Raw genomic sequence first — 24,938 nt, 5'->3', positions numbered from 1 at the left:
TCCCTGCGGTGGAGTGTGATGGCGATGGTGCTCACGAACGAACGCAGCCGCCTCGCTGAAATCGATAGGGGCCAAGGTGAGGCGATCACCCGTGACGCATCCCTCGCGTCCGGTGGAAGTCATGCTGCGCGTCCCTCCGTTAGTTGATGCGGCGCAGAGGGTATCCATCCCAAGCGGGCAGTGGTCGGACGCCACATCTTGCCGAGCCGGATCAGGCTGACCGTGGAGTGGCTGACGGGCAGGCGGGCAGCGATTTCCTTGTTGCTCATCCCGAGTCGGAAATAGCCGATCATCTCGGCAACCTGCTGTTCGCTTAGCTTCGCCCTCGGGTTGTTCACGCCCGAGTGATCGCCAGCCCTCCAGCGGTTGCGCTCAAGCTTGTCCTGGTTGTTCCGTGCCTGGGTGCCGAAATACAGGTGAGCAGGGTTACAGCACGGCGGGTTGTCGCAGCGGTGCAGGACGGCCAGCCCCTCCGGCTCGGTCATTTTGCTCCCGATGAGCGCCATGCGACTCGCGGTGACCGTGTTGTAGCTAGAGAGCTTGAAGCTGCCGTAGCCGTTACGGTTGATGCTTCCTTGCCATTCCCAGCACTCGTCCGGGCCGCGCATATCCACCTTGGACCAGAACCGCATCATGCGCAGTTCACCAGCTCGGCCTTCAAGTTGGGGCAGAATCTTCTTACAGTAGGCGTCAGCCATGCGATCCTCCTATGATCGTTTTGGTCAGGCCCGGCGCTGAGATTGCCGTCTCAGGTCGGGCCGTTTTGCTAGCCAAAAGATCGCAGGACTGACGGAATTGCGTTCGCTTCAAATGGCGCGCTAGCAAAATCAACCCGTTGATCTTGCTACAAACATACACCCCTGTCGGGCGCACCATCTCCAGCTATTCGAATGTGAAACGGCGACCACTTGAGGGTGGCCGCCGACCGGCATCACGCCGCAGCGTCAAGCGAGGCGTTGTCGATGACGAAGCGGTAGCGCACGTCGCTGCGCGCCATTCGTTCGAAAGCGGTTTCGATCTGCTGTATATCAATCATCTCAATGTCCGAGACGATCCCGTGTTCGGCGCAGAAGTCGAGCATCTCCTGCGTCTCTGCGATACCGCCGATGAGCGATCCCGCAATCGTCTTGCGTCCGAAGATGAGGCCGCCGACGTTGGGCGAGGGGTGGGGATGCTCCGGCACACCAAGCATTATCAGCGCTCCATCGCGGTGCAGCAGGTTTACGTAGGTATCAAGGTCGTGGCTGGCGGCCACTGTATCGATAATGAGGTCGAACGAGCCCGCGTGCTGTGCCATCTGGTCCGGCTCCCGGCTCACCACGGCTGCGTCCGCGCCGAGATTGATCGCGTCCTGGCACTTCCCGGGCGTCGATGTGAATGCGACGACATGTGCTCCCATGGCATGGGCGATCTTGATCGCCATGTGGCCCAGGCCACCGATACCAACCACACCGACCTTCTTGCCGGGGCCGGCGTTCCAGTGCCGCAGCGGAGAGTACGTCGTGATGCCGGCGCACAGGAGCGGGGCAACCGCGGCGAGCTGGTCTGCGGGGTGGCGGATGCTGAGGACGAAACTTTCATCCACGACAATCCCTCCCGAGTACCCACCGAAGGTATGTCCCGGGGCGTCGAAGGTGGCACCATTGTAGGTGCCTACGAAGCCCTTTTCGCAATAATTCTCAAGACCATCATGGCATGAGCTGCATTCGCCGCAGCTGCCCACCATGCAGCCGACGCCAACCGCGTCGCCGACCTTGAAACGCGTCACCTCGGGGCCGGTGCGCCGGACTGTACCAACGATTTCATGGCCCGGGACACAGGGGAAGTGAGTGCCGCCCCACTCCCCACGCACGGTGTGGAGATCCGAATGGCAGACCCCGCAGAAGGCGATGTCGATTTCCACGTCGGTCGGACCTGGTTCCCGGCGATCAATGGCGATGGGTTCGAGCGGACGGTCGGCTGCATGAGCGCCATAGGCCTTCACGTGCATGGCTGTTCCTTTCAGCGGAAGATAAGGAAGGATCAGGAGGAGGACTCCTGTCGCGGCAAATAGTGGCGGCTTTCCCGAGATATTAGGTGGATCGGGTTTCATGCAGCGGTGAGTTCCGCTCAGGAGTGCCCGTAAGCTGATCCGGTTTGGATTAAATTGCCGTCACCTACGCGACATTCGGCGCGCTTGGAGTTTTGCTGCGCCGGAAGCCAGTCGCGCGAGAGACGCTCATGCCACATTTTTCACGCCGAGAGTTCATGGGCTCCCTCGCGGTCCTTGCCCTTGTGCCGGCTAAGGGTCGCGCAGCCCCAAGGTCTCGGGACCGCATCATGGTTCAGGGGCGGCCGCAGGATACCGGCTCGCTGTACAAGATTCGTAATATAATCCCGGCGCTGGACCAACTTGGTGGGGTGAGGAAGATGCGGTGCCGCGATCCCTATTCGGGTACCCCCGGATGGAACACGTACGTGGGCCTGGCACGGGAAGGCGTGACGTTTTGTTTTACCTTGTCCGTCCGCGACATCGGCCGCACCCTCTCGGACCTTCGCGCTTTTCTCGCGGCCGCACCCTTATCGATCTGGGCTATCGAGTTTCCCAACGAGCCCGATCTCAACCCCGTCACCTACCAGGGCACGAAGGACGCCCGGCTCGGCTTCCGAACCGGCAACGCACCCGCTTTCATGGCCTACATCGGCGACATGGCGAAGGCCTTGCGATCCGACCCGATCTTGAGCGCCATCCCCTTGATCGCCAGCAATGACTACATGCAGGCCGAGCAGAAGCCGTACACCGACTTTGGCAACACCCATGTCTACCCACGACCGGCAACGAATGTCGAGGATCGGCTCGACGTGTTGGACCGCCGACTGGCTGAGGCAGGCCAGAGCCACTGTGTGATTACGGAGTGGGGGCGCACGACCGGAGGCGGCGAGGGGAATGTCACTTCTCCCCCTGTTTCGCTGGAGGATCAGGGGAGGCTGCTCGCCGCAGACGTCGCGAGCGTCCTGTCTCGTCCAACGGTGCACGTCCTCAACATCTATGAACTGTTTTCCTGGGGCGGTTTGAGCGAGATGAACAACTTTGGTCTTTTTAATGCCGATTTGTCGCCGCGACCGGCAGCGGTTGCTCTGCGATCGCTGTTGACTTGACGTTGATGAGGCGCGCCCATTGCGACGCTGCAGAACGGTCTCTATGATGCCGGTAGGTAAGAGTGCAGCTTAAGCTGTACAAACAAAACGAAAAACGTGTTCAGAAATATGGAGCCAGCGGGGGCTGAGGGCTTCTCCGCGACGTCCGGCGCAATAAGGCCCACTCGCAGACCAAAACGACACGCCGCCGGCGGTTCAGACACCGGATGCACATGATTTCAGCGGCTTTGCCGTCGCGAAACGGCAATAGTTGAAATTGAAGCGCGCAAAGTTCCGGGATTTGGTCTATGGGACGGTCAACCGGTGCGCCCGAGGGCGACCCACGCAGCCCTCCTTACGCTCTTTCAAAGCCGCTCGACAGCGGCAGGATTCGTTGTTCATCTATGACTTTTTCGCAGATTCCCCAGCTTCTCGCCGAGGCGCTTACCGGCCATGGCTACGAGACGCTGACGCCCGTGCAGGCAGCCGTTACCGAATCGGAGGCGCGCGGCCGCGACCTCATCGTGTCGGCACAGACCGGTTCTGGCAAGACCGTCGCGTTCGGCCTTGCCATGGCCGACGAACTGCTTGCTGACGATGCGCTGGCTTATGCCAGCACCCCCTTGGCGCTGGCCATCGCGCCCACGCGTGAACTTGCCCAGCAGGTCAGTCGCGAACTGGAATGGCTCTATGCAAAGACCGGAGCGCGCATTGTCACCTGCGTCGGCGGCATGGACCCGGTGAAGGAACGCCGCCAGCTGGAGCGCGGCGCAGCTATCGTGGTCGGAACGCCCGGGCGCCTGCGGGACCATCTGGAGCGTGGCAAGCTGGACCTGTCGAGCCTGCGCGCCGTCATCCTCGACGAGGCGGACGAGATGCTGGACATGGGTTTCCGCGAGGATCTCGAGGAGATTCTCGACGCGACCCCCGAGGGGCGGCGGACGCTGTTGTTCTCCGCCACCATGCCCCGCCCTATCGAGGCGCTGGCGCAGCGGTACCAGACCAACGCCCTGCGCATCTCGACTGTCGGTGAAAACCGCGGTCATGGTGACATCGCCTACAAGGCAGTCGCCGTCGCGCCGTCGGACATCGAGCATGCCGTCGTCAATCTCCTGCGTTTCCACGAGGCTGAGACCGCAATCCTGTTCTGCGCCACGCGTGACAACGTGAAGCATCTGCACGCCACTCTGGTCGAGCGCGGCTTCTCGGTCGTCGCACTTTCAGGCGAGCATTCGCAGAATGAGCGGAACAACGCCCTGCAGGCCCTGCGCGATCGCCGCGCACGTGTCTGCGTGGCGACTGACGTGGCCGCGCGCGGTATCGACTTGCCCTCGTTGAGCCTCGTCATCCACGTGGAAATTCCGCGTGATGCGGAAACTCTGCAACACCGTTCCGGTCGTACCGGCCGCGCCGGGAAGAAGGGCACGGCCGTGCTGCTGGTTCCGTATCCGCGCCGTCGCCGCGTCGAGATGATGCTGCGCGGTGCCAGGATCGAGGCGGAGTGGGGCGAAGCCCCGACGCCCGAAGCCATCCGCGCACAAGACCGCGAGCGCCTGCTGGAGAAGCTGCTGGCGCCGGTCGAGGTGGAAGATGACGACCGCGAACTCGCCAGCGTTCTCCTTGAATCGATGAGCGCCGAAGACGTGGCCGCCGCACTGGTGCGGGCGCACCGTGCGGCCATGCCGCAGCCGGAGGAACTACTCGGCAACTCTCCTGAGGCACGCCAGAAGCGCGAGCGTCCGGGGTTCGACGACGTCGTATGGTTCCGCATGGATGTGGGGCGCGAACAGCGTGCCGAGGCGCGTTGGATCCTGCCGGTGCTTTGCCGCCGTGGCCACGTCACCCGTGACGCCGTGGGCCAGATCCGCATCAACGCCGATCAGACTTACTTCCAGATCCCTCGCGCACAGGCGGACCAGTTCGCTCGCGCCGTCGAGCGGACCGCCCGTGACGACGGCGAGTACGAAGCGACCATCCGCATCGAACGCGCTCCGGACACGCCGCGTGACGCTGCACGCCACCGCAGCCGTGACCGCGATGGACCGCAGGGCCGTGGTCGCCGTCCGCACGGAAACGGCCCGCGCTCCGAGGGCGAAACCGGGCAGACTTATCGTCCGCGTCCAACCGGTGGCCGGCAGGACCGTCCGGGCGGCGGAGGCAAGCCCTTCCACAAGAAGCCGAAGAAGAGCTGGTAAGCACGGCGGGGGGCGCCGCGATCCGCGCCCCCTGCTCCCGATGCGATGCTGGCTCACCAGTCAAAGAAAAACCCCGGCCACTCAGAAGAGTAGCCGGGGTTTTTCTCGCGGTCCGTTGGCGGAATAGGCCGTTCAGGCCTCCATCCACTCCCGGAAGAATGCGTCGTTGGCTTCGCGTAGCGCGGCGATCTCCACGCCCGCCACTGTGGTGCCGCCAACGGTGCCGATCTTCACGGCTTCGGGCAGGGCTGTGCCTGCCGGCGCGGTGACGACGTAGCGCGACTGATCTTCGCCGAAGGCCTGCGCCGTCGTGAGTTCGGTCTCAAGTGTACAGCCCAAGCCGCTTGCCAGCGCCATTTCGGCGAGGGCGACCAGAAGGCCGCCGTCGCTCACGTCGTGAACAGCCGTGACCTGACCGTTACCGATCCACTCGCGGATGAGGGCGCCGTTGTGCGTCTCCGCCTTGAGGTCGACCGCCGGTGCATCGCCCGCCTCCCGACCGGCGATTTCCTTCAGCCACACCGATTGGCCAAGATGAGTGCCTTCCCCGCCCAGAAGGAAGATTTCCTCTCCTTCAGCCTTGAACGCTACCGTCGCCATCTTGTCGTGGTCAGCCAGGATGCCGACACCGCCGATAGCTGGCGTGGGGAGAATGGCGGAACCGCCGCCGGTCGCCTTGGACTCGTTGTAGAGGGAGACGTTGCCCGAGACGATGGGGTAATCCAGCGCGCGGCAGGCGTCACCCATGCCGTTCAAACAGCCCACGATCTGCGCCATGATCTCCGGCCGCTGCGGATTTGCGAAGTTCAGACAGTTCGTGATGGCAAGCGGAAGGCCGCCCACCGCGCTGATGTTGCGGTAGGTTTCCGCCACGGCCTGCTTGCCCCCCTCGTACGGGTCGGCGTAGCAGTAGCGCGGAGTGCAGTCGGTGCTGATCGCGAGGGCCCTGCGCGTACCATGCACGCGAACGACCGCAGCATCGCCACCGGACTTCTGCATGGTATCGGCGCCGACCTGGCTGTCATACTGCTCCCAGATCCACTTGCGCGAGGCGAGGTCCGGGGTACCCATTAGCGTGAGCAGGTCAGCCCCGACGTCGGCGCTCTCGCTGACATGGCCAAGCGCTGGGACCGCTGCCCACGTCTTGTATTCCTCAGCCGTGACATAAGGACGTTCGTATTCCGGCGCATCATCGGCCAGCGGGCCGAGTGGGATGTCGCAAACGACTTCACCGTCGAACTCAAGAACCATATGGCCGGTGTCGGTGACCTCGCCGATCACCGCGAAGTCGAGTTCCCACTTGCGGAAAATCGCCTCGGCCATGGCTTCCTTGCCGGGCTTGAGAACCATGAGCATGCGCTCCTGACTCTCGCTCAGCATCATTTCGTAGGGTGTCATCGCCTCTTCGCGGCAAGGCACCTTGTTCATGTTCAGGCGAATGCCCGCGCCGCCCTTGCTGGCCATTTCGACCGACGAGGAGGTGAGCCCGGCGGCGCCCATATCCTGTATGGCGACGATCGCATCGGTTGCCATCAGTTCGAGGCAGGCTTCGATCAGCAGCTTCTCGACGAACGGATCGCCGACCTGAACGGTGGGCCGCTTCTCGTCGATGTCATCACCGAAGTCAGCCGAGGCCATGGTCGCGCCATGGATTCCGTCGCGCCCGGTCTTCGAGCCGACGTAGACGATCGGATTGCCCAGGCCCGTTGCCGCACAATAGAAGATCTTGTCGGTATCGGCCACGCCGACGGTCATCGCATTGACGAGAATGTTCCCGTCGTAGGCCTTGTGGAAGTTCGTTTCGCCGCCGACCGTGGGCACGCCCACGCAGTTGCCATAGCCGCCGATGCCGGCAACCACGCCCTTGACGAGGTGCTTCATCTTGGGGTGGTCCGGCCGACCGAAGCGCAGGGCGTTCAGGTTCGCTACGGGGCGAGCACCCATGGTGAAGACGTCGCGCAGGATCCCGCCGACGCCGGTGGCCGCACCCTGATACGGCTCAATGTAGCTCGGGTGGTTATGACTTTCCATCTTGAAGATGGCAGCCTGGCCATCGCCGATGTCGATCACACCTGCGTTTTCGCCGGGGCCCTGGATGACCCAGGGGGCTTCGGTCGGCAGCTTCTTGAGGTGGAAGCGGCTCGATTTGTACGAGCAATGCTCCGACCACATTACCGAGAAGATGCCTAGTTCCACGAGGTTCGGCTCGCGTCCCAGGGCGTGCAGCACACGCTGGTATTCCTCGGGGCTGAGGCCATGCGCCTCGACGACGTCAGGGGTGATTCCGGTCATGAGACGCGCCTTAGCCATCTCGGTGGCCTGGCGCTAGACCGTTGGCCTGCCGATGCGCAAGATGGTGTCGCGTCTGTCGCTCGCGCACTTGTGGCGGTAAATCCGCGCCGCACCTTGACCGCCACGAGTGCTCCCGCCATTGCTGAGGCATGGATGCCGAGACCCAGACCATAGACACACTCAGCTTTGAAGACGCTCTGCGCGCGCTGGAGACGATCGTGCGTCAGCTCGAAAGCGGTGACGTGCCTCTGGAGGATTCGATCTCGCTGTACGAAAAAGGCGAGAAGCTGCGCCAGCATTGCCAGAAGCGGCTCGATGCCGCGCAGGCGCGGATCGAACGTATCGTTGCGGGACCGGATGGCGCCGCCGCCAGCACGCAACCCTTCGACTTATGAGCGCCGTGGGGGTGGCTGATTCGCTGCTGGCCGGTGGACTGGCCCGGATCGCGCAGGAAATCGAAGCCGCGTTTGATGCGATGCTGCCCGTGCCGGACGATGCACGCGCGAGGCTGGTCGACGCGATGCGTTACGCCACGATCGGTGGCGGAAAGCGGTTGCGGCCGCTGCTGCTGACGGCCGTGGCCGAGATGTACGGCGTCCAGCGCGAGGCTGCAATCCGGGCCGGCGTCGCAATCGAATCCATTCACGTCTACTCGCTCATTCATGACGACCTGCCGTGCATGGACGACGATGCCCTGCGGCATGGCAAACCTACGCTTCACCTGGCCTTCGACGAAGCTACCGCCGTTCTGGCCGGTGACTCGCTCCACGCCTTCGCATTCGAGGTACTGGCGGACCCAGCCACGAGCGCGGATCCTTTCACGCGGATCGAACTTGTGCGCACGCTGGGCACTGCCAGCGGTGCGCAAGGGATGGCGGGCGGACAGATGATGGACCTCGTTGCTGAAACGAGCGAATTCGACCTGCCGACCGTCACACGGCTACAGCAGTTGAAGACGGGTGCGCTTCTTGGCGCCGCTGTCGAGATGGGAGCGATCCTGGGGCGTATGCCGCCGGAGGGGCGCATTCATCTCCGCGGCTATGCGCGCGATATCGGGCTGGCGTTCCAGATCGCAGATGACCTGATCGACCATGAAGGTGACGCGGCGCGTGCCGGGAAGGCCGTCGGCAAGGACGCCGCTGCCGGCAAGGAAACCTTCGTGTCCCTGCTCGGCCCGCAGCGGGCCCGCGAACAGGCGCGCATGCTGGTGGAGCAGGCGATAGGCCACTTGGTCCAGCATGGGAAAGAGGCCGACCTGCTGCGCGCGGTGGCCCGCTACATCATCGAGAGGGATCATTGATGACTTCGCCTGAACGGATCGGCGTTTACCCAGGTACTTTCGACCCGATCACGCTTGGTCATGCGGACATTATTCGCCGGGGCGCGAAGCTGGTCGACAAGCTCATCATCGGCGTGACGACCAACCCGTCGAAGAACCCGCTTTTTTCGCCCGAGGAACGCATCGCGATGGTCGAGCGCGAGGTGCTGGCGCTCGGCATCGAAAACGTCACGGTGGTCGGCTTCAATGCGCTGCTGATGAAGTTCGCGCAAAAGCAGAACGCCTCCGTCATCGTGCGTGGCCTGCGCGCGGTTGCCGACTTCGAGTACGAATACCAGATGGCCGGCATGAACCAGCAGCTGAATTCAGCCATTGAAACGGTGTTTCTCATGGCAGACGTGAGCCTGCAGCCGATCGCGTCGAAACTGGTGAAGGAAATCGCCATGTTCGGGGGCGATATTTCGAAGTTCGTCAGTGTTGCGGTTCGCGAAGATGTGGAAACCCGCATCGCCAAGAAGGGGCTCATGGGGGACTATTGAGGTCGCACCACATGCGATCCGGCAGCAGAAATCGTTCATTGTGTCGACAGCGGGCGCGCTCTATCGAATTCGCCTGCGGCTCGACCGTGATTTACCAGGTGACAGATAGATGAAGTTTCGCCTCCCGCTGACCGCGTTGATGCTGGGCGCTGCGCTTGCCGCGATGCCGGCCGTCGGCAAGGACAAGGACAAGGAGCCGGCCGCAACGCCTGCTCCGGCCGCGTTGCCGACTGCCGTGGACATGAACATCTCCCACGAACCGGAAAACGTGCTCCTGCTTGACCTTTCGAACGGCGGCAGGGTGGCCATACGCCTGATGCCGGAATGGGCGCCGCGCCACGTAGAACGGATCAAGTCGCTGACGCAGCAGGGGTTCTACAACGGTGTGATCTTCCACCGTGTCATCGACGGGTTCATGGCACAGACCGGCGATCCGACAGGAACGGGGCAGGGCGGTTCGGAACTTCCGGATCTCACGGCCGAGTTCAACGCGATGCCGCACCTTCGCGGTACGGTCTCGATGGCGCGCACGAACGACCCGAACAGCGCAAACAGCCAGTTCTTCATCGTGTTCTACCCCCGCTTCGCGCTGGATCGGAAATACACGGTGTTCGGCCGCGTGATTTCAGGAATGTCCTATGTGGACGCGATTCAGCGCGGGGAGCCGCCTGAGAACCCTACGCGCGTCGTCCAGGCCTCGCTCGCGTCCGAAGGAAAGGCCGCGCCTGCGGTTTCGCCCGCGCCAGCGGGAGCGCAGCCGGTCCCCTCGGTTTCCGAGTTGAACAACTCGCGGTCGAACTGATCCGTCGCCTCGCGCTTGTGGAAGCGCGCGCTCTGGTCTAGCGCGCGCCGCCATGCGTGTTGACCTTTTCGACTTCGACCTGCCGCCCGAAAGCATAGCCCTGCGTCCGGCACGACCGCGTGACGCGGCGCGAATGCTTGTCGTCAACAGCGAGGCTGCCTTCGAAGATCGCCAGGTGCGGGATCTTCCTTCATGCCTGCGCGCGGGAGACGTGCTGGTATTCAACGACACTCGCGTCATCCCTGCACAGCTCGAAGGGATGAGGGGGGAGGCGCGCGTCGGTGCTACCCTGCATAAGCGGATCGATCTTCGCCGCTGGCAGGCCTTTGTGCGCAACGCGAAGCGCCTGCGGCAGGGAGACCGGGTGTCGTTTCCCGCTGAGGTAGCCGCCATCGCGGAGCAGCGCCTCCCGGACGGCAGCTGGGTTCTGGCCTTCGAGGGCGATGAGCCGGTAGAGCTTCTTCTGGAACGTGCCGGACGCATGCCGCTGCCGCCGTACATCGCGGGAAAGCGTGACACGGATGAGGCGGACGCGACGGACTACCAAACCATGTTCGCGCGCGAGAAGGGCGCGGTGGCCGCTCCGACGGCGGCGCTTCACTTCACGCCCGAACTGGTCGATGCCCTTGCTGCGACCGGGATCGCGCAGGAGACGCTGACGCTCCACGTGGGTGCTGGAACCTTCCTGCCGGTCAAGGCGGACGATACGGCGGAGCACCAGATGCACGCAGAGTTCGGCCGTATCGATGCAGCGACGGCCGACCGACTGAACGCCGCCCGCGCCGCAGGCGGCCGGCTGATCGCCGTGGGCACCACCTCGCTACGCTTGCTGGAGAGCGCTACCGGCGAGGACGGCATCATACGGCCTTTCGAGGGCGATACCTCGATCTTCATTACGCCCGGTTATCGCTTTCGCGCGATCGATGGCCTGATGACCAACTTCCATCTGCCGAAGTCAACGCTGTTCATGCTGGTGTCGGCGCTGATGGGGCTGGAACGGATGCAGGCCGTCTACCGCCATGCCATTCAAGGCGGCTACCGCTTTTACAGCTACGGGGATTCCAGCCTGCTGATACCCTGACCGGGTTTATTTATCCGACAAATAAGGTGCGCAAGGGGCTTGGAACGAAGCCGAGTTCGTACCATTCATTCAGCCATGCAGCCGATCCTCGAAATCCGTGGCCTTCAGAAGACCTATGCCAATGGCTTCACTGCGCTGAAGGGCGTTGACCTCACGATCCGCAAAGGTGAGATCTTCGCCCTTCTCGGGCCTAATGGCGCAGGCAAGACAACCCTGATCGGAGCCGTCTGCGGACTGGTGAGGCCGACCGGCGGATCGATTGCCGCCTTCGGGGAGGATATGCGCCGACACTGGCGCCGGCTAAGGGCGCGCGTCGGCCTTGTCCCTCAGGAACTTGCCACCGACATGTTCGAGCCGGTGCTGCGATCTGTCACTCATTCACGAGGCCTCTTCGGTCTCCCTCCGGCCCCGGCTCTCATTGAGGAAATTCTGCGCGCTTTGAGCTTGTGGGACAAGCGCAACGAGCAGATCCGCACACTCTCCGGCGGCATGAAACGGCGCGTCCTCATCGCAAAGGCGCTGGCGCATGAGCCCGAACTGCTTTTCCTGGACGAACCTACGGCGGGCGTGGACGTGGAACTGCGGCGCGACATGTGGAAGCAGATTGCAGCGCTTCGTGAACGCGGAACGACAGTGATCCTCACCACGCACTACATCGAGGAGGCCGAGGAGATGGCGGATCGCGTCGGGATCATCCGCAAGGGAGAGATCCTGATGGTGGATGACAAGGCCGCGATGATGGACCGGCTTGGCCGTACCGAGGCCCTGATCACGTTGGCGCAGCCGCTCGCCGATCTGCCGGAGGCGATCGCCGCTTATCCCCTGTCGTTGTCAGAGGACGGGCGGGTGCTGTGCTATCGCGGCGGCGGCGGCGAAGGTGGTGGGGCTGGCACGTCCGAGGTCGCGGAGGTGACCAAGGCACTGACCCGGGCCGGCATAGACTACACGGCGATCGACATCCACGAGTCCAGCCTGGAAGATATCTTCGTGAACTTACTGGAAGGGCCCGAGGCGCCGGCGGCGGGTGACCGGGGGGAAGCTCTATGACTGTTTTCAACGCACGGTCCGCCTGGACGATTTACAAGCAGGAACTCCTTCGGGCCTTCCGGACCGCCATGCAGTCGATCCTCGCGCCGGTCCTGACCACGACCTTGTACTTCGTCGTCTTCGGCGCTGCGATCGGCAGCCAGATGAGCGGCGGCGTGGGCGGTGTGAACTACGGCGCGTTCATCGTGCCCGGGCTGCTCCTGCTCACGATCCTCGGCGAAAGTGTTTCGAACGCCAGCTTCGGCATCTACATGCCGCGGTTTACCGGCGCCATCTACGAGCTTCTTTCGGCTCCGGTCGGTGTAGCGGAAACGCTTGTAGGTTTCGTGGGAGCAGCAGCTACCAAGTCACTGATATTGGCGGCGATCATCCTTGTAACCGCGACATTCTTCGTGGACTACTCTATAGCCCATCCGTTCTACGCTTTTCTCTTTATCCTCTTGATTTCGGCAAGCTTCTCGCTCTTCGGATTCATCCTGGGGATCTGGGCGGACAGTTTTGAGAAGCTCACGATTGTACCGCTTCTCATTCTGACGCCGCTGACCTTTCTTGGCGGCACCTTCTATTCCATCCAGACCCTGCCGGAGCCCTGGCAGTCTGCCGCCATGGCAAATCCTGTGGTGTACCTCGTGAACGGCCTGCGTTGGACCTTCTACGGCACCTCCGACGTTGCGATCGGCCTGTCCCTCGGCCTCACACTTCTTTTCCTCGCCCTTTGCGTCGGCGGCATCACCTGGATCTTCCGGACCGGGTGGCGGCTGCGCACTTAACCGATACGTGGCGTTCATGACGAAGCACTGCCGGATTCTTGCTGCTCTTCCGCTCATCACGTTCGCTGTCTGCGCGCATGCGCAGGAGCCGGCGTCGGAGGCCGGGCTTGTTCCCGTTCCTCCGCCGCCTCTGATTCTGGACCTGCCTGACTATCCCGCTTACGTCCCCTTTGTGGCGGCAGGCCCTCCGCGCCTGCCGCAGCCGGTACGGGCGATGCTCGAGGCCGGCATGAAAACCGACGACAGCGCCGCAGTCTCCGCGCTGGTGAAGTTCGCAATCCAGACCAATCCTTATGACAAGGACGAGATCCGGGATCTGCACCGCGCATACAACGACCGGCGTGCCCGCGAACTCGCAGCCATGACCGCGGCCAAGATCGCACGCATAAGGGCCTCGGGGGTGCTGGAGTTGTGGGAGGGGCAGGTCGAGATGGGCGCGTTCCGCTCCACCGGCAACACCAGCAATTTCGGCGTCACCGGCGCAGCCAAGCTGGACCGCAAGGGCATCAACTGGGAGCACATGCTTCAGGCGCGCGCCGACTACCAGGAGGATCGGGGGCAAGTCACGAGGTCGCAGTACTCCGCCAGCTACCAGCCTCGGTACACGCTGGATGAAGGCTTCTTCACCTACGGGCGGGCACAGTTCGAGCGGGACAAGATCCAGGGTTTCGCCGCCCGATACAGCCTTGCTGCGGGGCTTGGTTATCGCATCCTGGATCGCCCCGGAATGACTCTGGCGCTGGAAGCCGGCCCCGCCGCACGACATGTGAACTACGTTGACGGACTGGACACGACGACATGGTCGACGCTGAGCTCGGTTGATTTCGATTGGGCTCTTAACCCCACGATCAAGCTGACGCAGGACGCGAGCGCCTACGTTGGGTCCGACAACAGCACCTTCACATCGCTGACGGGGCTGGAGGCAGGGATGGCAAAAGGTCTCAAGGTAAAGTTGTCCTACTCGATCGAGCACGAAACGTCGCCGCCGCCAGGCGCACTGAAAACGGATACGATATCGCGCTTTTCATTGCTTTACGGGTTCTGAAGAGCAGATAGCGGATTTAGGCGCCCTCGGGGTTTCCACCTTTTGCCGAAATGCTTTAGTGCGCGAGGCATGAAGCCACGTTTCCAGTTCTCCGTCGAAGCAACAGACGGAAAGGCCCGCACCGGCATCATTGCGATGCGCCGGGGCGACATACGAACTCCCGCCTTCATGCCCGTGGGCACCGCGGCGACAGTGAAGGCCATGAAGCCCCAGGATGTTCGCGCCACGGGTGCGGACATTCTGCTGGGCAACACCTACCACCTGATGCTGAGGCCAGGCGCAGAACGTGTTGCCCGTCTTGGTGGCCTCCATAAGTTCATGAATTGGGACCGCCCGATCCTCACGGACAGCGGCGGTTATCAGGTGATGAGCCTGTCGGAACTGCGCAAGATCACCGAGGAAGGCGTGACCTTCGCCAGTCACATCGATGGTTCGCGGCACATGCTCAGCCCGGAACGCTCGATGGAGATCCAGCGCCTTCTGGGTTCCGATATTGTGATGTGCTTCGATGAATGTCCGAAGGTGGAGCAGCCGCGCGATGTCATCGCCCGCTCCATGGAGATGTCGATGCGCTGGGCGAAACGGAGCCGTACGGCCTTTGACATGGGCGGAGACCATGCGGCCAGTTCGGCACTCTTCGGGATTCAGCAGGGGGCGCTCGACGAAGGGCTGCGCAAGGTGAGCGCGGATGCACTTACGGCGATCGGTTTCGACGGCTATGCCATCGGCGGACTGGCTGTGGGCGAAGGGCAGGAGGCGATGTTCGCTACCCTTGATTTCGCGCCCGGCCAGTTACCGGTCGATCGTCCGCGCTATCTGATGGGCGTGGGCAAGCCGGACGACCTCGTAGGCGCCGTCGAGCGCGGCGTGGACATGTTCGATTGCGTGCTGCCAACGCGGTCGGGCCGCAATGGGCAGGCCTTTACGTGGAATGGCCCGCTCAACATGCGCAATGCCCGTCATGCCGAAGATACCGGACCAATCGACGAGCGCTGCTCCTGCCCCACATGCGGGACCTATACCCGCGCCTACCTGCATCATCTCATCAAGGCCGGGGAGATGCTGGGCGCCATGCTGCTGACCGAGCACAACCTGTCCTTCTACCAGCAACTCATGCAGAGCATGCGCGACGCGATCGCCGGGCAACGATTTGCCGCGTTCGCATCGGACTTCCGGAGAGACTATCTTCGCACCGGCTGAGGCTTCCCACCACACGCAGCGGGGAAAAGTCAGGCGGCGATGGCCAGTCCCGGCTTTGCCCCGTCGTCGTGAGCGACCTCAAGCATCGTCTCGACATAGGCTACGAAGCGCCCTGTCATTTCATCCAGGAAACCTGCACCGATCTCGCAAGCATGGCGCTGTGCGGTCTTGAGGTCGTGGTACCATTTGCCGGTGCGGTGGGGGGTAACGAAACGGTAGCGAGTCATGATGCTTGGCTAATGCCGGAAGCTCTTTGAAGTTCCTGTGATTTGCGGCGAAGCGGCCGATTATTTCATCAACCGGTTAAAGAAAAAGGGCGATCCCGAAGGACCGCCCTCTTGCTTGTTTCCCCAAGGGAAAACCGGATCAGCGCGAGTAGAACTCGACGACCAGATTCGGTTCCATCTTCACCGGGTAAGGCACTTCGTCAAGCGTCGGAACGCGAACGAAGGTCACCTTGTCGGTGCCGTCCTGTGCGACATAGTCCGGAACTTCGCGCTCGGGCAGGTTCTGCGCTTCGAGGACGAGAGCCATTTCCTTGGCCTTGTTGCCCAGGCTGATGACATCACCGACCTTCACGCGACGCGAGGCGATGTTGCACTTCACGCCGTTGACGCGAATGTGGCCGTGCGACACGATCTGGCGAGCCGAGAAGATGGTCGGCGCGAACTTGGCGCGGTACACGACCATGTCCAGACGCTGCTCCAGCAGACCGATCAGATTCTGGCTGGTGTCGCCCTTCATGGACGAAGCTTCCTGGTAGGTGCGCTTGAACTGCTTCTCGGTCACGTCGCCATAGTAGCCCTTCAGCTTCTGCTTGGCGCGCAGCTGGATGCCGTAGTCGGACAGCTTGCCCTTGCGGCGCTGGCCGTGCTGGCCGGGGCCGTAGCTGCGGCGGTTGACCGAGCTCTTGGGGCGACCCCAGATGTTCTCGCCCATGCGGCGGTCGAGTTTGTACTTGGCGCTTTGGCGCTTCGACATATGTCGTCCTTCAATCTGCTTGTTGCGCCGCCACCGTGGCGGTGCAATCCTTGGTTTCCCGGGGCGCACCATCCGACCTAATACGCCGGGTGCGGCCGCCGCTTCACCGGGGTGCGGGGCCGAATGGAAAGCCTGCAAAGCAGGCGCCACGTGAAGGCGTCGCCCTTAGCCATTTGCCGCGCGGAGTCAAGGCAAAGTGCCCAATACGGGCATGAGTGGCGGATTAAGGCTGCTGCCGGGGGCGGCGCTTGCCGCCAAGTGCACTCAGAACACCGCGCATGGTGCGGATCTCAAGGCTGTTCCAGCCCGGCTTGGTGAGCATGTTGCGAAGCGTGCGCCGAGTCGCTGCGGCCCGGCTCTCGGGAAAGAAGTAATTGGTCGGCTCAAGAAGCTGCTCGAACTGGCCGATCATTCCTTCGAGTTCGTCCTGTGGAGCGGGGGGAAGCAGCTCCTCCACCGTCGGCTGCGCGAGTTGAGCGCCTTTCGACCATTCGTACGCGCAGAGGATGACCGCCTGCGCGAGGTTGAGCGAGGCGAAGGCCGGATTGATCGGCACCGTCAGGATCGCGCGGGCCAGCGCCACATCATCCGTTTCCAGCCCGGATCGCTCGGGGCCAAACACGTAGGCCGAGCGACCGGCCGCCTGATGAACTTCGCGGGCCGCTTCTTCCGGGGTCACGACAGGCTTGGTGACGCCCCGCTTGCGCACTGTCGTCGCGTAGACGTGAGCGCAATCGTGGACAGCATCGGCAAGTGTCTCGTAGACCTCGGCACGCTCGAGAACGTCATCGGCACCGGCGGCCGCGGGACCGGCGGCCGGGTTGGGCCAACCATCGCGGGGAGAGACGAGGCGCATCTCGGTAAGACCGAAGTTCAGCATGGCGCGTGCGGCCTTGCCGATGTTCTCGCCCAGCTGAGGGCGAACCAGGACGATGACGGGCTGCTGCACTTCAATTGACGCCGACATCACGCACCGTTCCTGCAAATTCTTCAAAATCCCGAGCCTCATTGAAGGCCCGGTACACACTGGCGAACCGGATGTAAGCGACGGAATCAAGCTGCCGAAGCCCCTCCATCACCAGTTCGCCGATCACGCGCGATGGAATCTCGGTTTCACCCGATGTCTCGACCTGCCGCTGAACGCCGGAAACGAGCCTGTCGATCTTCTCGCGGTCGATGCCCCGCTTTCGGCAGGCGAGCGTCACGGACTGCTCGATCTTGGCCCGATCGAACGGTTCGCGCCGCTCCTGCCCGGCCGCATCGTTGCTTTTCACTACAACGATTTCGCGCAGTTGTACGCGTTCGAAGGTGGTGAAGCGCGCGCCACAGCTGGAACACTGACGACGCCGACGGATGGCGGTGGCATCCTCGGTCGGCCGGCTGTCCTTTACCTGTGAATCGTCGTGAGCGCAAAAAGGACAGCGCATTCAGGTACTTTCTGTAGATGCCTTAATCAGGGCGTACACGCTTGTAGAACTGGTAGCCGGCGCCCGCAGCGAGGCCGAGGCCGAGCGAGACGAAAGGCAGCAGTGCACCCGCGACCGCTCCCGCAGCGCCCCAGATCAGAACCGGCTTCGTCGACGGATGGGAAAGTCCATCCTTGAGCATGCCGGCGAGTTCCTGGCGAGCGTCGTTGACGAAGTCGCCGTTCTGGTTGGGGCGCTGGGGGTCGATCATGAGCTTAGTCCTCGTAGATGGGGAAACGGTCACACAGAGCTTCAACGCGCTCACGCACATTCTGCTCCACCTGAGCGTCGCCTGCCTCGCCGTTCTTGGCAAGACCATCGAGCACGTCCGCAACCATGTTGCCGATTTCGCGAAACTCTTCGGGTCCGAAGCCGCGCGTGGTGCCGGCGGGCGAGCCGACGCGGATGCCGCTGGTCTTCATGGGCGGCAGCGGATCGAAGGGTATGCCGTTCTTGTTGCAGGTGATGCCCGCACGCTCGAGCGCCTCGTCCGCATCCTTGCCGGTGACACCGAGGGGCGAGAGATCGATCAGCGCGAGGTGTGTGTCTGTGCCGCCAGAGACGATCGCGGCGCCACGCTCGGCCAGCGTCTCGGCCAGAACCTTGGCGTTCTCGATCACCCGTGCGGCGTAATCCTTGAACTCCGGACGCAGCGCTTCGCCGAAGGCCACTGCCTTCGCGGCGACGACGTGCATCAGCGGGCCGCCCTGCAGGCCGGGGAACACCGCCGAATTGATCTTCTTGGCCAATGCCTCGTCATTGGTAAGGATCATGCCGCCGCGGGGACCCCGCAGGGTCTTGTGCGTGGTGGTGGTCGCGATGTGTGCGTGGGGGAAGGGCGAGGGGTGAAGACCTGCCGCGACAAGACCGGCGAAATGCGCCATGTCGACCTGGAACAGCGCGCCGACGCTGTCGGCGATCTCACGCATGCGCTTGAAATCGATGACACGTGGGTAGGCGGAGCCACCTGCGATGATGAGCTTGGGCTGGTGCTCCTTGGCGAGCGCTGCAACCTCGTCGTAGTCGATCAGGTGGGTGTCCTTGGTGACACCGTACTGGACAGCGTTGAACCACTTGCCCGAAAGGGCAGCCCGGGCGCCATGCGTGAGGTGTCCGCCGGCATCGAGGCTCATGCCCATGACCGTGTCGCCGGGCTTGACGGTGGCAAGCAGCACAGCGCCGTTCGCCTGCGCGCCCGAGTGCGGCTGGACATTGGCGAAGCCGCAGTCGAACAGCTGCTTGGCGCGTTCGATCGCAAGCGTTTCCACCTCGTCCGATGGCTCGCAGCCCTGATAGTAGCGCTTGCCGGGATAGCCTTCGGCGTACTTGTTGGTCAGGACCGACCCTTGCGCTTCAAGAACGGCCTTCGAGACGATGTTCTCGGACGCGATCAGTTCGATCTGCTTGCGTTCGCGGTTCAGTTCCTTGCCGATGGCCTTCGCGACATCGGGATCGCTCTGCGCGACCGTGTCGGTGAAGAAGCCGGGGGAACGGATGGCGGTGTCGACGGTCATGGTTCTGGACCCCTTCAGAAGGACGGGTTGGAAAGTTTCTCGACGCGGCCGGCATGGCGGCCGCCACCGAAATCGGTGGAGAGGAAGGCGTCGAGGCACGCCTTGGCCATGTCGGCGCCAGTCAGGCGTGCTCCCATGGCGATGACGTTGGCATCGTTGTGTTCACGCGCGAGCGCGGCGGACAGAGGCTCGCCAACAAGGGCGCAGCGGCATGCCGGATCGCGGTTGATGGCAATAGAGATGCCGATGCCTGAGCCGCACAGCGCAACGCCGTACTGGACGGTACCGTCCGCCACGACGGACGCCAGTTTGTAACCATAGTCGGGATAATCGACCCGATCCGCTGTGTCAGGTCCGAGGTCCGCGACCTCGTGACCGGCTTCTATGAGATACTCACGCAGTTCGGCCTTCAGTTCGACGGCGGCGTGGTCCGAGGCGATCGCGATACGCATGGCGAGGGTCATTCCTTCTCGCAGGGATTCGTTTGCGGCTCCTTAGGCGCGACGGCGCCATATTGCCAGTCTCGCAAGCGGGGAGGCCGGCCTTGAGCGCGTGGCATGTTGCTTCGTGTTGAACAGGCGGTGCTCTGAAGAGGGCGCGCGCAACTTTTGTGGGCTTCGAGGAATTCACTCTCCGTGAGGCGCCGGGCCGGCGCCGCTGAACTGGAGGAGCGCTCCATGAGCCGCACGAACGAACAACGAGCGAAGCAGGAAACCAAGGCGGCCGTTGCCAAGGTGAAGAAGACCGGCAAGGCGGCGGGCGGCGCCCGCGGCGGGATCACCGCGCCGGTGACACCATCAGCCCAGCTGGCTGAAATCGTCGGCCCGGACAAGCTGCCTCGCAGCGAAGTGGTCAAGAAAGTCTGGGACTACATCAAAAAGAACGATCTGCAGAATCCAAAGGATCGTCGCGAGATCCTTGCCGATGGAAAGCTGGAGAAGATTTTCGGCGGTAAGAAGGCGAGCATGTTCCAGATGAACAAGCACCTGTCCAACCACCTGACTGCCTGACGCACGCTACAAAAAAGCCCCGCTGAGGCGGGGCTTTCCTGTTACTGGTCGAGGAAGGAACGCATTTTACGCGAGCGGCTCGGGTGCTTGAGCTTGCGCAGGGCCTTCGCTTCGATCTGGCGGATGCGTTCACGGGTGACCGAGAACTGCTGGCCGACTTCCTCCAGCGTGTGATCCGTGTTCATGCCGATGCCGAAGCGCATGCGCAGCACGCGCTCCTCACGCGGGGTGAGCGAGGCAAGGACGCGGGTGACCGTCTCCTTGAGGTTCGCCTGGATAGCGGCGTCCACCGGGATGATCGCGTTCTTGTCTTCAATGAAGTCGCCCAGATGCGAGTCTTCCTCGTCGCCGATCGGCGTTTCGAGGGAGATCGGCTCCTTGGCGATCTTCATCACCTTGCGCACCTTCTCGAGCGGCATCGACAGACGCTCGGCCATTTCTTCCGGCGTGGGCTCGCGGCCCTGCTCGTGGAGGAACTGGCGGCTTGTGCGGACCAGCTTGTTGATCGTCTCGATCATATGGACCGGGATGCGGATCGTGCGAGCCTGATCGGCGATCGAGCGCGTGATCGCCTGTCTGATCCACCAGGTGGCATAGGTCGAGAACTTGTAACCGCGGCGGTACTCGAACTTGTCGACCGCCTTCATGAGGCCGATGTTGCCTTCCTGAATGAGATCGAGGAACTGCAGACCGCGGTTCGTGTACTTCTTCGCGATGGAGATCACGAGGCGCAGATTTGCCTCGACCATCTCCTTCTTCGCGATGCGCGCCTCGCGCTCCGCCTTCTGGACCATGTTGACGATGCGGCGGAACTCGGGGAGCGCCATGCCGGTGGCGGCAGCAATGTCCGAGACCTCAAGGCGGATACGCTCGACCGCGTCAGCCTCGTTCTCCGCGAAAGCGGCCCACTTCTTGTCCTTCTTCGCCGCGTCGGCAAGCCAGGTGTCGTCCAGTTCACGGCCGACATAGGACTCCAGGAAGTCCGCACGCTTCACCTTGTGACGCTCCGCAAGGCGCAGCATCTGGCCGCCCAAAGCAGTCAGGCGGCGGTTGAAGGCATAGAGGTTGTCGACAAGGTATTCGATCTTGGTCGCGTGGAACTGCACGGATTCGACCTGAGCGGTCAGGTCTTCGCGCAGCTGCTGGTAGCGGTCTTCCTTGGCGGCCGGGAAATCGATGCCGAGCGCAAGCGCTTCTAACCGTTCACGCTGCAGCTTCTCGAAGTTCTGAAACAGCTCGGTGATGAGCGCGAACTTTTCAAGCGCCTCGGGTTTGAGTGCGGCTTCCATCTGAGCCAGCGAGAGGGTGTTGTCCTCTTCCTCTTCCTCGGCCTGGCGCTTCGGGATCGGATTGCCGTCCTCGTCCACTTCCTCCGAACTTTCGTCGTCGGAGTCGTCTTCATCCTTGAACGAAGGTCCGGCAGTCGCCTCGGAAATCTCGCCGTCGTCGCCTTCGCCGTCCTCGTTGAGGTTCTCGGGCTGCGGCTCCTTGGAAAGCATCGCGTCGAGATCGAGGATCTCGCGCAGCTGCATTTCGCCATTGTTGAGGGCTTCGGACCATTGGATGATGGCGTGGAACGTGATCGGGCTTTCGCAGAGCCCCAGGATCATCATGTCGCGGCCGGCTTCGATGCGCTTGGCGATGGCGATCTCGCCTTCGCGGCTGAGCAGCTCCACCGCGCCCATTTCGCGCAGGTACATGCGCACCGGGTCATCGGTGCGTTCGACCGTTTCCTTCTTCTTGGCCGGATCGACCATGACACGGGGCGAGACTTCGTCGCCGTCATCGGCGTCGTTGTCGTCGCTTTCGCGATCGTCGTCGCCCTGGCCGTCGGCGTCCTCATCGCTTTCAACGATGTTGATGCCCATTTCCGAGATCGCGGCCATGATGTCCTCGATCTGGTCGGTGGTCATCTGGTCCTGGGGCAGGGCCTCGTTTAGTTCGTCGACGGTGATGACGCCGCGGCGTTTGGCACGGGCGATCATCTTCTTGATCGAGCCTTCGTTGAGGTCGATCAGCGGCGCGTCCATGCCGTCGGTGTCCGCGCCGTTGGTGTCGTTCTTGCTCATTCTTCCGCCGTTATCCCGTGCCGTCGTTGTATAATTATACAATCACGACGCATGTCTGGTCGCCATTTGCCTGAGGCGGCTGTCAAATTCCAGCTTTCTCTTGAGCAAACGTTGCTGTTCCGCAAACGCGGCTTCGGAAAGTTCCGATTCGAACCGGGCCGTTGCCTGCGCCAAGGCCGCTTCAAGCACGGGTCGCTCGACCAGAAGGTCAACGGCCTGAGCCAGTTCGGCTGCGGCTTGTTCCTGTTCCGTGCCCTGGATCAGGAAGCCGAAGCGGAGGCCCGCGTACTCGGCAACCGTGGGTTCATCCAGGCCATTGTCTCGCAATATGGTAGTGAGAGCGTCGCTTTCAAGCGCAGCCGTATCGCCGCAGCATTCGACGAGGATCTCGAAGCGGGGATCGAGGCCCGGAGTGCGGGCCAGCGCCTCGGCATGGCGCGGCAGCAGGCCCGGCCAGCGGATGAGGCCGGCGATGACGGCGGCGGACAGCGCGTCGCGCGATCCGCTGGCCTGTCCGTAGCGCGTGTTGAGGCGCGTGATCGATTCGGGTGACGACGGCGCGGAGAAGGAGGCTGGACCGAATCGGCTAGAACCCGGTCGAGCCTGACGCGGCTGAAATCCGGCCGCGCCTCGTGACTGCCAGGCCTTCTCCCGGCGTGGAAAAGCGAACTCTGAATACCGGTCCTGCAATGCACGGCGGTAGAGGCTGGCGATGTCGGGATGTTGAATCGTGTCCACGTGCGCCATGAGCCGCGCTTTCAGGCCAGCCTTGTCCTCCGGCGTCACTAGCGGCGTCGCGTCGCGCTCGAACTCCCACAACACTTCGACAAGGGATTTCGCCTCACCAAGCAGTTGCTCCAGGGCGCGAGGCCCGCGCGCCTTGATGAGGTCGTCCGGGTCGAGCCCTTCCGGGAGGCGGACAATCCGCAGCGAATGAGCGGGACGGAGCAGGGGCAACGCGCGGGAGATCGCCCGCATTGCCGCACGCTGACCCGCTGCGTCACCGTCGAAACAGAGTATGGGCGTTTCGACATGCCGCCACAGCATCTCGATCTGGTGCTCGGTCAAGGCCGTGCCGAGAGGTGCGACGGCATCGGGTATGCCTGCTGCGGCCAGCGCGATGACGTCCATGTAGCCTTCCACCACGATCATGCGGCCGGATTGGCGTGCCGCAGGCGCAGCCCGATGAAGGTTGTAGAGGGTGCGCCCCTTGTCGAAGAGCGGCGTATCGGGTGAATTCAGGTACTTGGGAGCGTCGGTCTTGCCGGCTGCGAGGATGCGCCCCCCGAATGCGATAACTCGCCCGCGAGCGTCTTCGATCGGCAGCATGAGACGGCCGCGAAAACGATCGTAGGGATCGCGCTCCTCCACCGCGATCCGCAGTCCCGCCTCGATCAGCATGGCTTCCGGAAAGCGGGAAAGCGCCTCCTTGAGGGCCTGACGCCCTTCGGGAGCATACCCGAAGCCGAAACGCTCCAGCGTGTGCGCGTCGAACCCGCGTGTGGCGAGATAGGCGCGGGCCTGCCCTCCCTCGGGCCCGACGAGACTTGCTTTGAACCAATCCTGCGCCGCAGCCATCACGTCATGCAGCGTGTCACGCTTTTCCGCTATTCGTGCAGCCTTCGGATCAGGCGCGGGGACATCCATCCCGGCCTCTGCCGCAAGCTCCTTCACTGCGTCCATGAAGGGAAGGCCCTGGTGATCGGTCATCCAGCGGATGGCATCGCCATGGGCCCCGCAGCCGAAGCAGTGGTAGAAACCCTTCTCGTCGTTGACGGTGAAGCTGGGGGACTTCTCGTTGTGGAAGGGGCAGCAAGCCTTGTACTCGCGTCCCGCCTTCTGAAGTCGCGTGGATCGACCGATCAGCGCCGAGAGCGTGACACGGGACCGGAGTTGGTCGAGCCATTGAGGAGTCAGCACGAGGCTTGCCGCCGTTCTAGAGTCTGGCGTTCAGGATCAGGAGAGGGCCGCCTTCACCCAGCCACTGGCCTTGCTCATGTCAAGGACTGTGCCGTGGCGGGCCTTGAGCTCGGCCATCACCTTGCCCATGTCCTTCATGCCGGCTGCGCCCGTCTCGGTCTTGATGGCTTCGATAGCCGCCTTCGTTTCCTCTTCGGAGAGCTGGGCGGGAAGGAAGGTTTCGATCACCTCCAGTTCGGCCTTCTCCTCCGCGGCCTTCTCCGGGCGTCCGCCCTGCTCGAACAGCTGGATCGATTCGCGGCGTTGCTTCACCATCTTCTGCAGCACGTCGATGACAAGTTCATCGTCGTCGGGCTGGGTGTCGGCTGTGCGCAGCTCGATGTCGCGGTCCTTGATCTTGGCGAGGATGAGGCGGACGGTGGCGAGGCGCTGCTTTTCGCCGGCCTTCATGGCCGAGATCTGTGCGGCCTTGATCGAATCACGAAGCATTGGTTTCCTGCAGGTCTGGAGTGGATGGAAAGCGTGTTGCATTGAAACTAGCAACCTGCGCTCCATTTTGCACGGGTGTGCCTTGACGCGATGCACAACCGTCTCTAGCGGCAGCGTCTTAG

Annotated in this window: 25 protein-coding genes; 12 read left to right on the top strand and 13 right to left on the bottom strand. The window is 62.9% G+C overall.

Going from position 1 to position 24,938, the window contains the following annotated elements:
* Positions 1-119 precede the first annotated feature (119 nt).
* Complete coding sequence (locus C2R25_RS14410) at positions 120-698, bottom strand: HNH endonuclease (RefSeq protein ID WP_103729863.1); 579 nt, start codon at positions 696-698, stop codon at positions 120-122.
* A gap of 233 nt (positions 699-931) precedes the next feature.
* Positions 932-1,990, bottom strand: a complete 1,059-nt coding sequence (locus tag C2R25_RS14405; protein WP_103729862.1) for an NAD(P)-dependent alcohol dehydrogenase — start codon at positions 1,988-1,990, stop codon at positions 932-934.
* Positions 1,991-2,319: 329 nt separating this feature from the next.
* Here C2R25_RS14405 and C2R25_RS14400 point away from each other — a divergent pair, with 329 nt between their 5' ends.
* Entirely contained in the window at positions 2,320-3,138 is an 819-nt protein-coding gene (locus C2R25_RS14400; protein WP_233203997.1) for a calcium-binding protein, read from the top strand.
* A gap of 383 nt (positions 3,139-3,521) precedes the next feature.
* Entirely contained in the window at positions 3,522-5,312 is a 1,791-nt protein-coding gene (locus C2R25_RS14395) for a DEAD/DEAH box helicase (RefSeq protein ID WP_103729860.1), read from the top strand.
* A 132-nt stretch (positions 5,313-5,444) separates the two neighbouring features.
* Here the strand turns inward: C2R25_RS14395 and purL are convergent, their stop codons facing one another.
* Positions 5,445-7,604 (bottom strand): phosphoribosylformylglycinamidine synthase subunit PurL, encoded by a 2,160-nt coding sequence (gene purL / locus C2R25_RS14390; protein WP_103729891.1) that lies wholly within the window; start codon positions 7,602-7,604, stop codon positions 5,445-5,447.
* A 149-nt stretch (positions 7,605-7,753) separates the two neighbouring features.
* On the opposite strand from purL, the gene C2R25_RS14385 reads away from it, so the two are divergent.
* The 9 genes from C2R25_RS14385 to tgt all read left to right on the top strand — a co-directional run bounded on the left by C2R25_RS14385 (position 7,754) and on the right by tgt (position 15,367).
* Positions 7,754-7,999 carry an exodeoxyribonuclease VII small subunit gene (locus C2R25_RS14385; RefSeq protein WP_103729859.1) on the top strand — a complete coding sequence of 82 codons (246 nt, stop codon included), beginning with the start codon at positions 7,754-7,756 and terminating at the stop codon, positions 7,997-7,999.
* Positions 7,996-8,904, top strand: coding sequence for a polyprenyl synthetase family protein (locus tag C2R25_RS14380; protein WP_103729858.1), 909 nt, complete (start codon positions 7,996-7,998; stop codon positions 8,902-8,904). Before C2R25_RS14385 ends, C2R25_RS14380 begins: the two co-directional genes overlap by 4 nt.
* Positions 8,904-9,422 carry a pantetheine-phosphate adenylyltransferase gene (coaD, locus tag C2R25_RS14375; RefSeq protein ID WP_103729857.1) on the top strand — a complete coding sequence of 173 codons (519 nt, stop codon included), beginning with the start codon at positions 8,904-8,906 and terminating at the stop codon, positions 9,420-9,422. Before C2R25_RS14380 ends, coaD begins: the two co-directional genes overlap by 1 nt.
* A 109-nt stretch (positions 9,423-9,531) precedes the next feature.
* On the top strand, positions 9,532-10,224 hold the full coding sequence (locus tag C2R25_RS14370) for a peptidylprolyl isomerase (protein WP_103729856.1): 693 nt from the start codon (positions 9,532-9,534) through the stop codon (positions 10,222-10,224).
* Between the two features lie 52 nt (positions 10,225-10,276).
* The gene (gene queA / locus C2R25_RS14365) at positions 10,277-11,305 is read left to right on the top strand and encodes a tRNA preQ1(34) S-adenosylmethionine ribosyltransferase-isomerase QueA (protein WP_103729855.1); all 1,029 of its coding nucleotides are present in this window, start codon (positions 10,277-10,279) and stop codon (positions 11,303-11,305) included.
* 75 nt (positions 11,306-11,380) lie between these two features.
* Positions 11,381-12,352 carry an ABC transporter ATP-binding protein gene (locus C2R25_RS14360; protein WP_103729854.1) on the top strand — a complete coding sequence of 324 codons (972 nt, stop codon included), beginning with the start codon at positions 11,381-11,383 and terminating at the stop codon, positions 12,350-12,352.
* Positions 12,349-13,122: an ABC transporter permease gene (locus tag C2R25_RS14355; protein WP_103729853.1), complete on the top strand. Its 774-nt coding sequence runs from the start codon at positions 12,349-12,351 to the stop codon at positions 13,120-13,122. The genes C2R25_RS14360 and C2R25_RS14355 overlap by 4 nt, the downstream gene beginning before the upstream one ends.
* A gap of 16 nt (positions 13,123-13,138) precedes the next feature.
* Positions 13,139-14,167, top strand: a complete 1,029-nt coding sequence (locus C2R25_RS14350; RefSeq protein ID WP_103729852.1) for a YdiY family protein — start codon at positions 13,139-13,141, stop codon at positions 14,165-14,167.
* 69 nt (positions 14,168-14,236) lie between these two features.
* On the top strand, positions 14,237-15,367 hold the full coding sequence (tgt, locus tag C2R25_RS14345) for a tRNA guanosine(34) transglycosylase Tgt (protein ID WP_103729851.1): 1,131 nt from the start codon (positions 14,237-14,239) through the stop codon (positions 15,365-15,367).
* A 29-nt stretch (positions 15,368-15,396) separates the two neighbouring features.
* Here tgt and C2R25_RS14340 read toward each other — a convergent pair whose 3' ends face one another.
* The 7 genes from C2R25_RS14340 to rpiB form a co-directional block, all read right to left on the bottom strand.
* Positions 15,397-15,594 carry a hypothetical protein gene (locus C2R25_RS14340; protein ID WP_103729850.1) on the bottom strand — a complete coding sequence of 66 codons (198 nt, stop codon included), beginning with the start codon at positions 15,592-15,594 and terminating at the stop codon, positions 15,397-15,399.
* Positions 15,595-15,733: 139 nt separating this feature from the next.
* Entirely contained in the window at positions 15,734-16,348 is a 615-nt protein-coding gene (rpsD, locus tag C2R25_RS14335) for a 30S ribosomal protein S4 (RefSeq protein WP_103094611.1), read from the bottom strand.
* A gap of 223 nt (positions 16,349-16,571) precedes the next feature.
* Complete coding sequence (locus tag C2R25_RS14330) at positions 16,572-17,315, bottom strand: RNA methyltransferase (RefSeq protein ID WP_199183839.1); 744 nt, start codon at positions 17,313-17,315, stop codon at positions 16,572-16,574.
* A complete protein-coding gene (gene nrdR / locus C2R25_RS14325; protein WP_103729849.1) occupies positions 17,299-17,775 on the bottom strand; it encodes a transcriptional regulator NrdR in 477 nt (158 codons plus the stop codon). The genes C2R25_RS14330 and nrdR overlap by 17 nt, the downstream gene beginning before the upstream one ends.
* Before the next feature lie 22 nt (positions 17,776-17,797).
* Entirely contained in the window at positions 17,798-18,025 is a 228-nt protein-coding gene (locus C2R25_RS14320) for a hypothetical protein (RefSeq protein ID WP_103729848.1), read from the bottom strand.
* Positions 18,026-18,029: 4 nt separating this feature from the next.
* Positions 18,030-19,328, bottom strand: a complete 1,299-nt coding sequence (gene glyA, locus C2R25_RS14315; protein ID WP_103729847.1) for a serine hydroxymethyltransferase — start codon at positions 19,326-19,328, stop codon at positions 18,030-18,032.
* A 14-nt stretch (positions 19,329-19,342) separates the two neighbouring features.
* Positions 19,343-19,780 carry a ribose 5-phosphate isomerase B gene (gene rpiB, locus C2R25_RS14310; protein ID WP_103729889.1) on the bottom strand — a complete coding sequence of 146 codons (438 nt, stop codon included), beginning with the start codon at positions 19,778-19,780 and terminating at the stop codon, positions 19,343-19,345.
* A gap of 225 nt (positions 19,781-20,005) precedes the next feature.
* On the opposite strand from rpiB, the gene C2R25_RS14305 reads away from it, so the two are divergent.
* Positions 20,006-20,338: an SWIB/MDM2 domain-containing protein gene (locus C2R25_RS14305; protein ID WP_103729846.1), complete on the top strand. Its 333-nt coding sequence runs from the start codon at positions 20,006-20,008 to the stop codon at positions 20,336-20,338.
* Between the two features lie 41 nt (positions 20,339-20,379).
* Here C2R25_RS14305 and rpoD read toward each other — a convergent pair whose 3' ends face one another.
* From rpoD to C2R25_RS14290, 3 genes are read right to left on the bottom strand one after another with little or no spacing between them, the layout of a single operon-like run.
* Positions 20,380-22,407 (bottom strand): RNA polymerase sigma factor RpoD, encoded by a 2,028-nt coding sequence (gene rpoD / locus C2R25_RS14300; protein ID WP_103729845.1) that lies wholly within the window; start codon positions 22,405-22,407, stop codon positions 20,380-20,382.
* A gap of 42 nt (positions 22,408-22,449) precedes the next feature.
* Positions 22,450-24,327: a DNA primase gene (dnaG, locus tag C2R25_RS14295; RefSeq protein ID WP_103729844.1), complete on the bottom strand. Its 1,878-nt coding sequence runs from the start codon at positions 24,325-24,327 to the stop codon at positions 22,450-22,452.
* Between the two features lie 36 nt (positions 24,328-24,363).
* A complete protein-coding gene (locus C2R25_RS14290) occupies positions 24,364-24,816 on the bottom strand; it encodes a GatB/YqeY domain-containing protein (RefSeq protein ID WP_103729843.1) in 453 nt (150 codons plus the stop codon).
* Positions 24,817-24,938: the final 122 nt, after the last annotated feature.

It is taken from the genome of Novosphingobium sp. HII-3 (genome assembly GCF_002916655.1).
Taxonomy (GTDB): Bacteria; Pseudomonadota; Alphaproteobacteria; order Sphingomonadales; family Sphingomonadaceae; genus Novosphingobium; species Novosphingobium panipatense.
The sequence above is the reverse complement of the archived record's forward strand: the minus strand, read 5'-3'. Positions and strand labels throughout refer to the sequence as shown.

Bases quoted from the DNA above. Each gene is read 5' to 3' on its own strand.
- C2R25_RS14410 (WP_103729863.1), bottom strand. From the start codon at position 698: ATGGCTGACGCCTACTGTAAGAAGATTCTGCCCCAACTTGAAGGCCGA.
- C2R25_RS14405 (WP_103729862.1), bottom strand. From the start codon at position 1,990: ATGCACGTGAAGGCCTATGGCGCTCATGCAGCCGACCGTCCGCTCGAA.
- C2R25_RS14400 (WP_233203997.1), top strand. From the start codon at position 2,320: ATGGTTCAGGGGCGGCCGCAGGATACCGGCTCGCTGTACAAGATTCGT.
- C2R25_RS14395 (WP_103729860.1), top strand. From the start codon at position 3,522: ATGACTTTTTCGCAGATTCCCCAGCTTCTCGCCGAGGCGCTTACCGGC.
- purL (WP_103729891.1), bottom strand. From the start codon at position 7,604: ATGACCGGAATCACCCCTGACGTCGTCGAGGCGCATGGCCTCAGCCCC.
- C2R25_RS14385 (WP_103729859.1), top strand. From the start codon at position 7,754: ATGGATGCCGAGACCCAGACCATAGACACACTCAGCTTTGAAGACGCT.
- C2R25_RS14380 (WP_103729858.1), top strand. From the start codon at position 7,996: ATGAGCGCCGTGGGGGTGGCTGATTCGCTGCTGGCCGGTGGACTGGCC.
- coaD (WP_103729857.1), top strand. From the start codon at position 8,904: ATGACTTCGCCTGAACGGATCGGCGTTTACCCAGGTACTTTCGACCCG.
- C2R25_RS14370 (WP_103729856.1), top strand. From the start codon at position 9,532: ATGAAGTTTCGCCTCCCGCTGACCGCGTTGATGCTGGGCGCTGCGCTT.
- queA (WP_103729855.1), top strand. From the start codon at position 10,277: ATGCGTGTTGACCTTTTCGACTTCGACCTGCCGCCCGAAAGCATAGCC.
- C2R25_RS14360 (WP_103729854.1), top strand. From the start codon at position 11,381: ATGCAGCCGATCCTCGAAATCCGTGGCCTTCAGAAGACCTATGCCAAT.
- C2R25_RS14355 (WP_103729853.1), top strand. From the start codon at position 12,349: ATGACTGTTTTCAACGCACGGTCCGCCTGGACGATTTACAAGCAGGAA.
- C2R25_RS14350 (WP_103729852.1), top strand. From the start codon at position 13,139: ATGACGAAGCACTGCCGGATTCTTGCTGCTCTTCCGCTCATCACGTTC.
- tgt (WP_103729851.1), top strand. From the start codon at position 14,237: ATGAAGCCACGTTTCCAGTTCTCCGTCGAAGCAACAGACGGAAAGGCC.
- C2R25_RS14340 (WP_103729850.1), bottom strand. From the start codon at position 15,594: ATGACTCGCTACCGTTTCGTTACCCCCCACCGCACCGGCAAATGGTAC.
- rpsD (WP_103094611.1), bottom strand. From the start codon at position 16,348: ATGTCGAAGCGCCAAAGCGCCAAGTACAAACTCGACCGCCGCATGGGC.
- C2R25_RS14330 (WP_199183839.1), bottom strand. From the start codon at position 17,315: ATGTCGGCGTCAATTGAAGTGCAGCAGCCCGTCATCGTCCTGGTTCGC.
- nrdR (WP_103729849.1), bottom strand. From the start codon at position 17,775: ATGCGCTGTCCTTTTTGCGCTCACGACGATTCACAGGTAAAGGACAGC.
- C2R25_RS14320 (WP_103729848.1), bottom strand. From the start codon at position 18,025: ATGATCGACCCCCAGCGCCCCAACCAGAACGGCGACTTCGTCAACGAC.
- glyA (WP_103729847.1), bottom strand. From the start codon at position 19,328: ATGACCGTCGACACCGCCATCCGTTCCCCCGGCTTCTTCACCGACACG.
- rpiB (WP_103729889.1), bottom strand. From the start codon at position 19,780: ATGCGTATCGCGATCGCCTCGGACCACGCCGCCGTCGAACTGAAGGCC.
- C2R25_RS14305 (WP_103729846.1), top strand. From the start codon at position 20,006: ATGAGCCGCACGAACGAACAACGAGCGAAGCAGGAAACCAAGGCGGCC.
- rpoD (WP_103729845.1), bottom strand. From the start codon at position 22,407: ATGAGCAAGAACGACACCAACGGCGCGGACACCGACGGCATGGACGCG.
- C2R25_RS14290 (WP_103729843.1), bottom strand. From the start codon at position 24,816: ATGCTTCGTGATTCGATCAAGGCCGCACAGATCTCGGCCATGAAGGCC.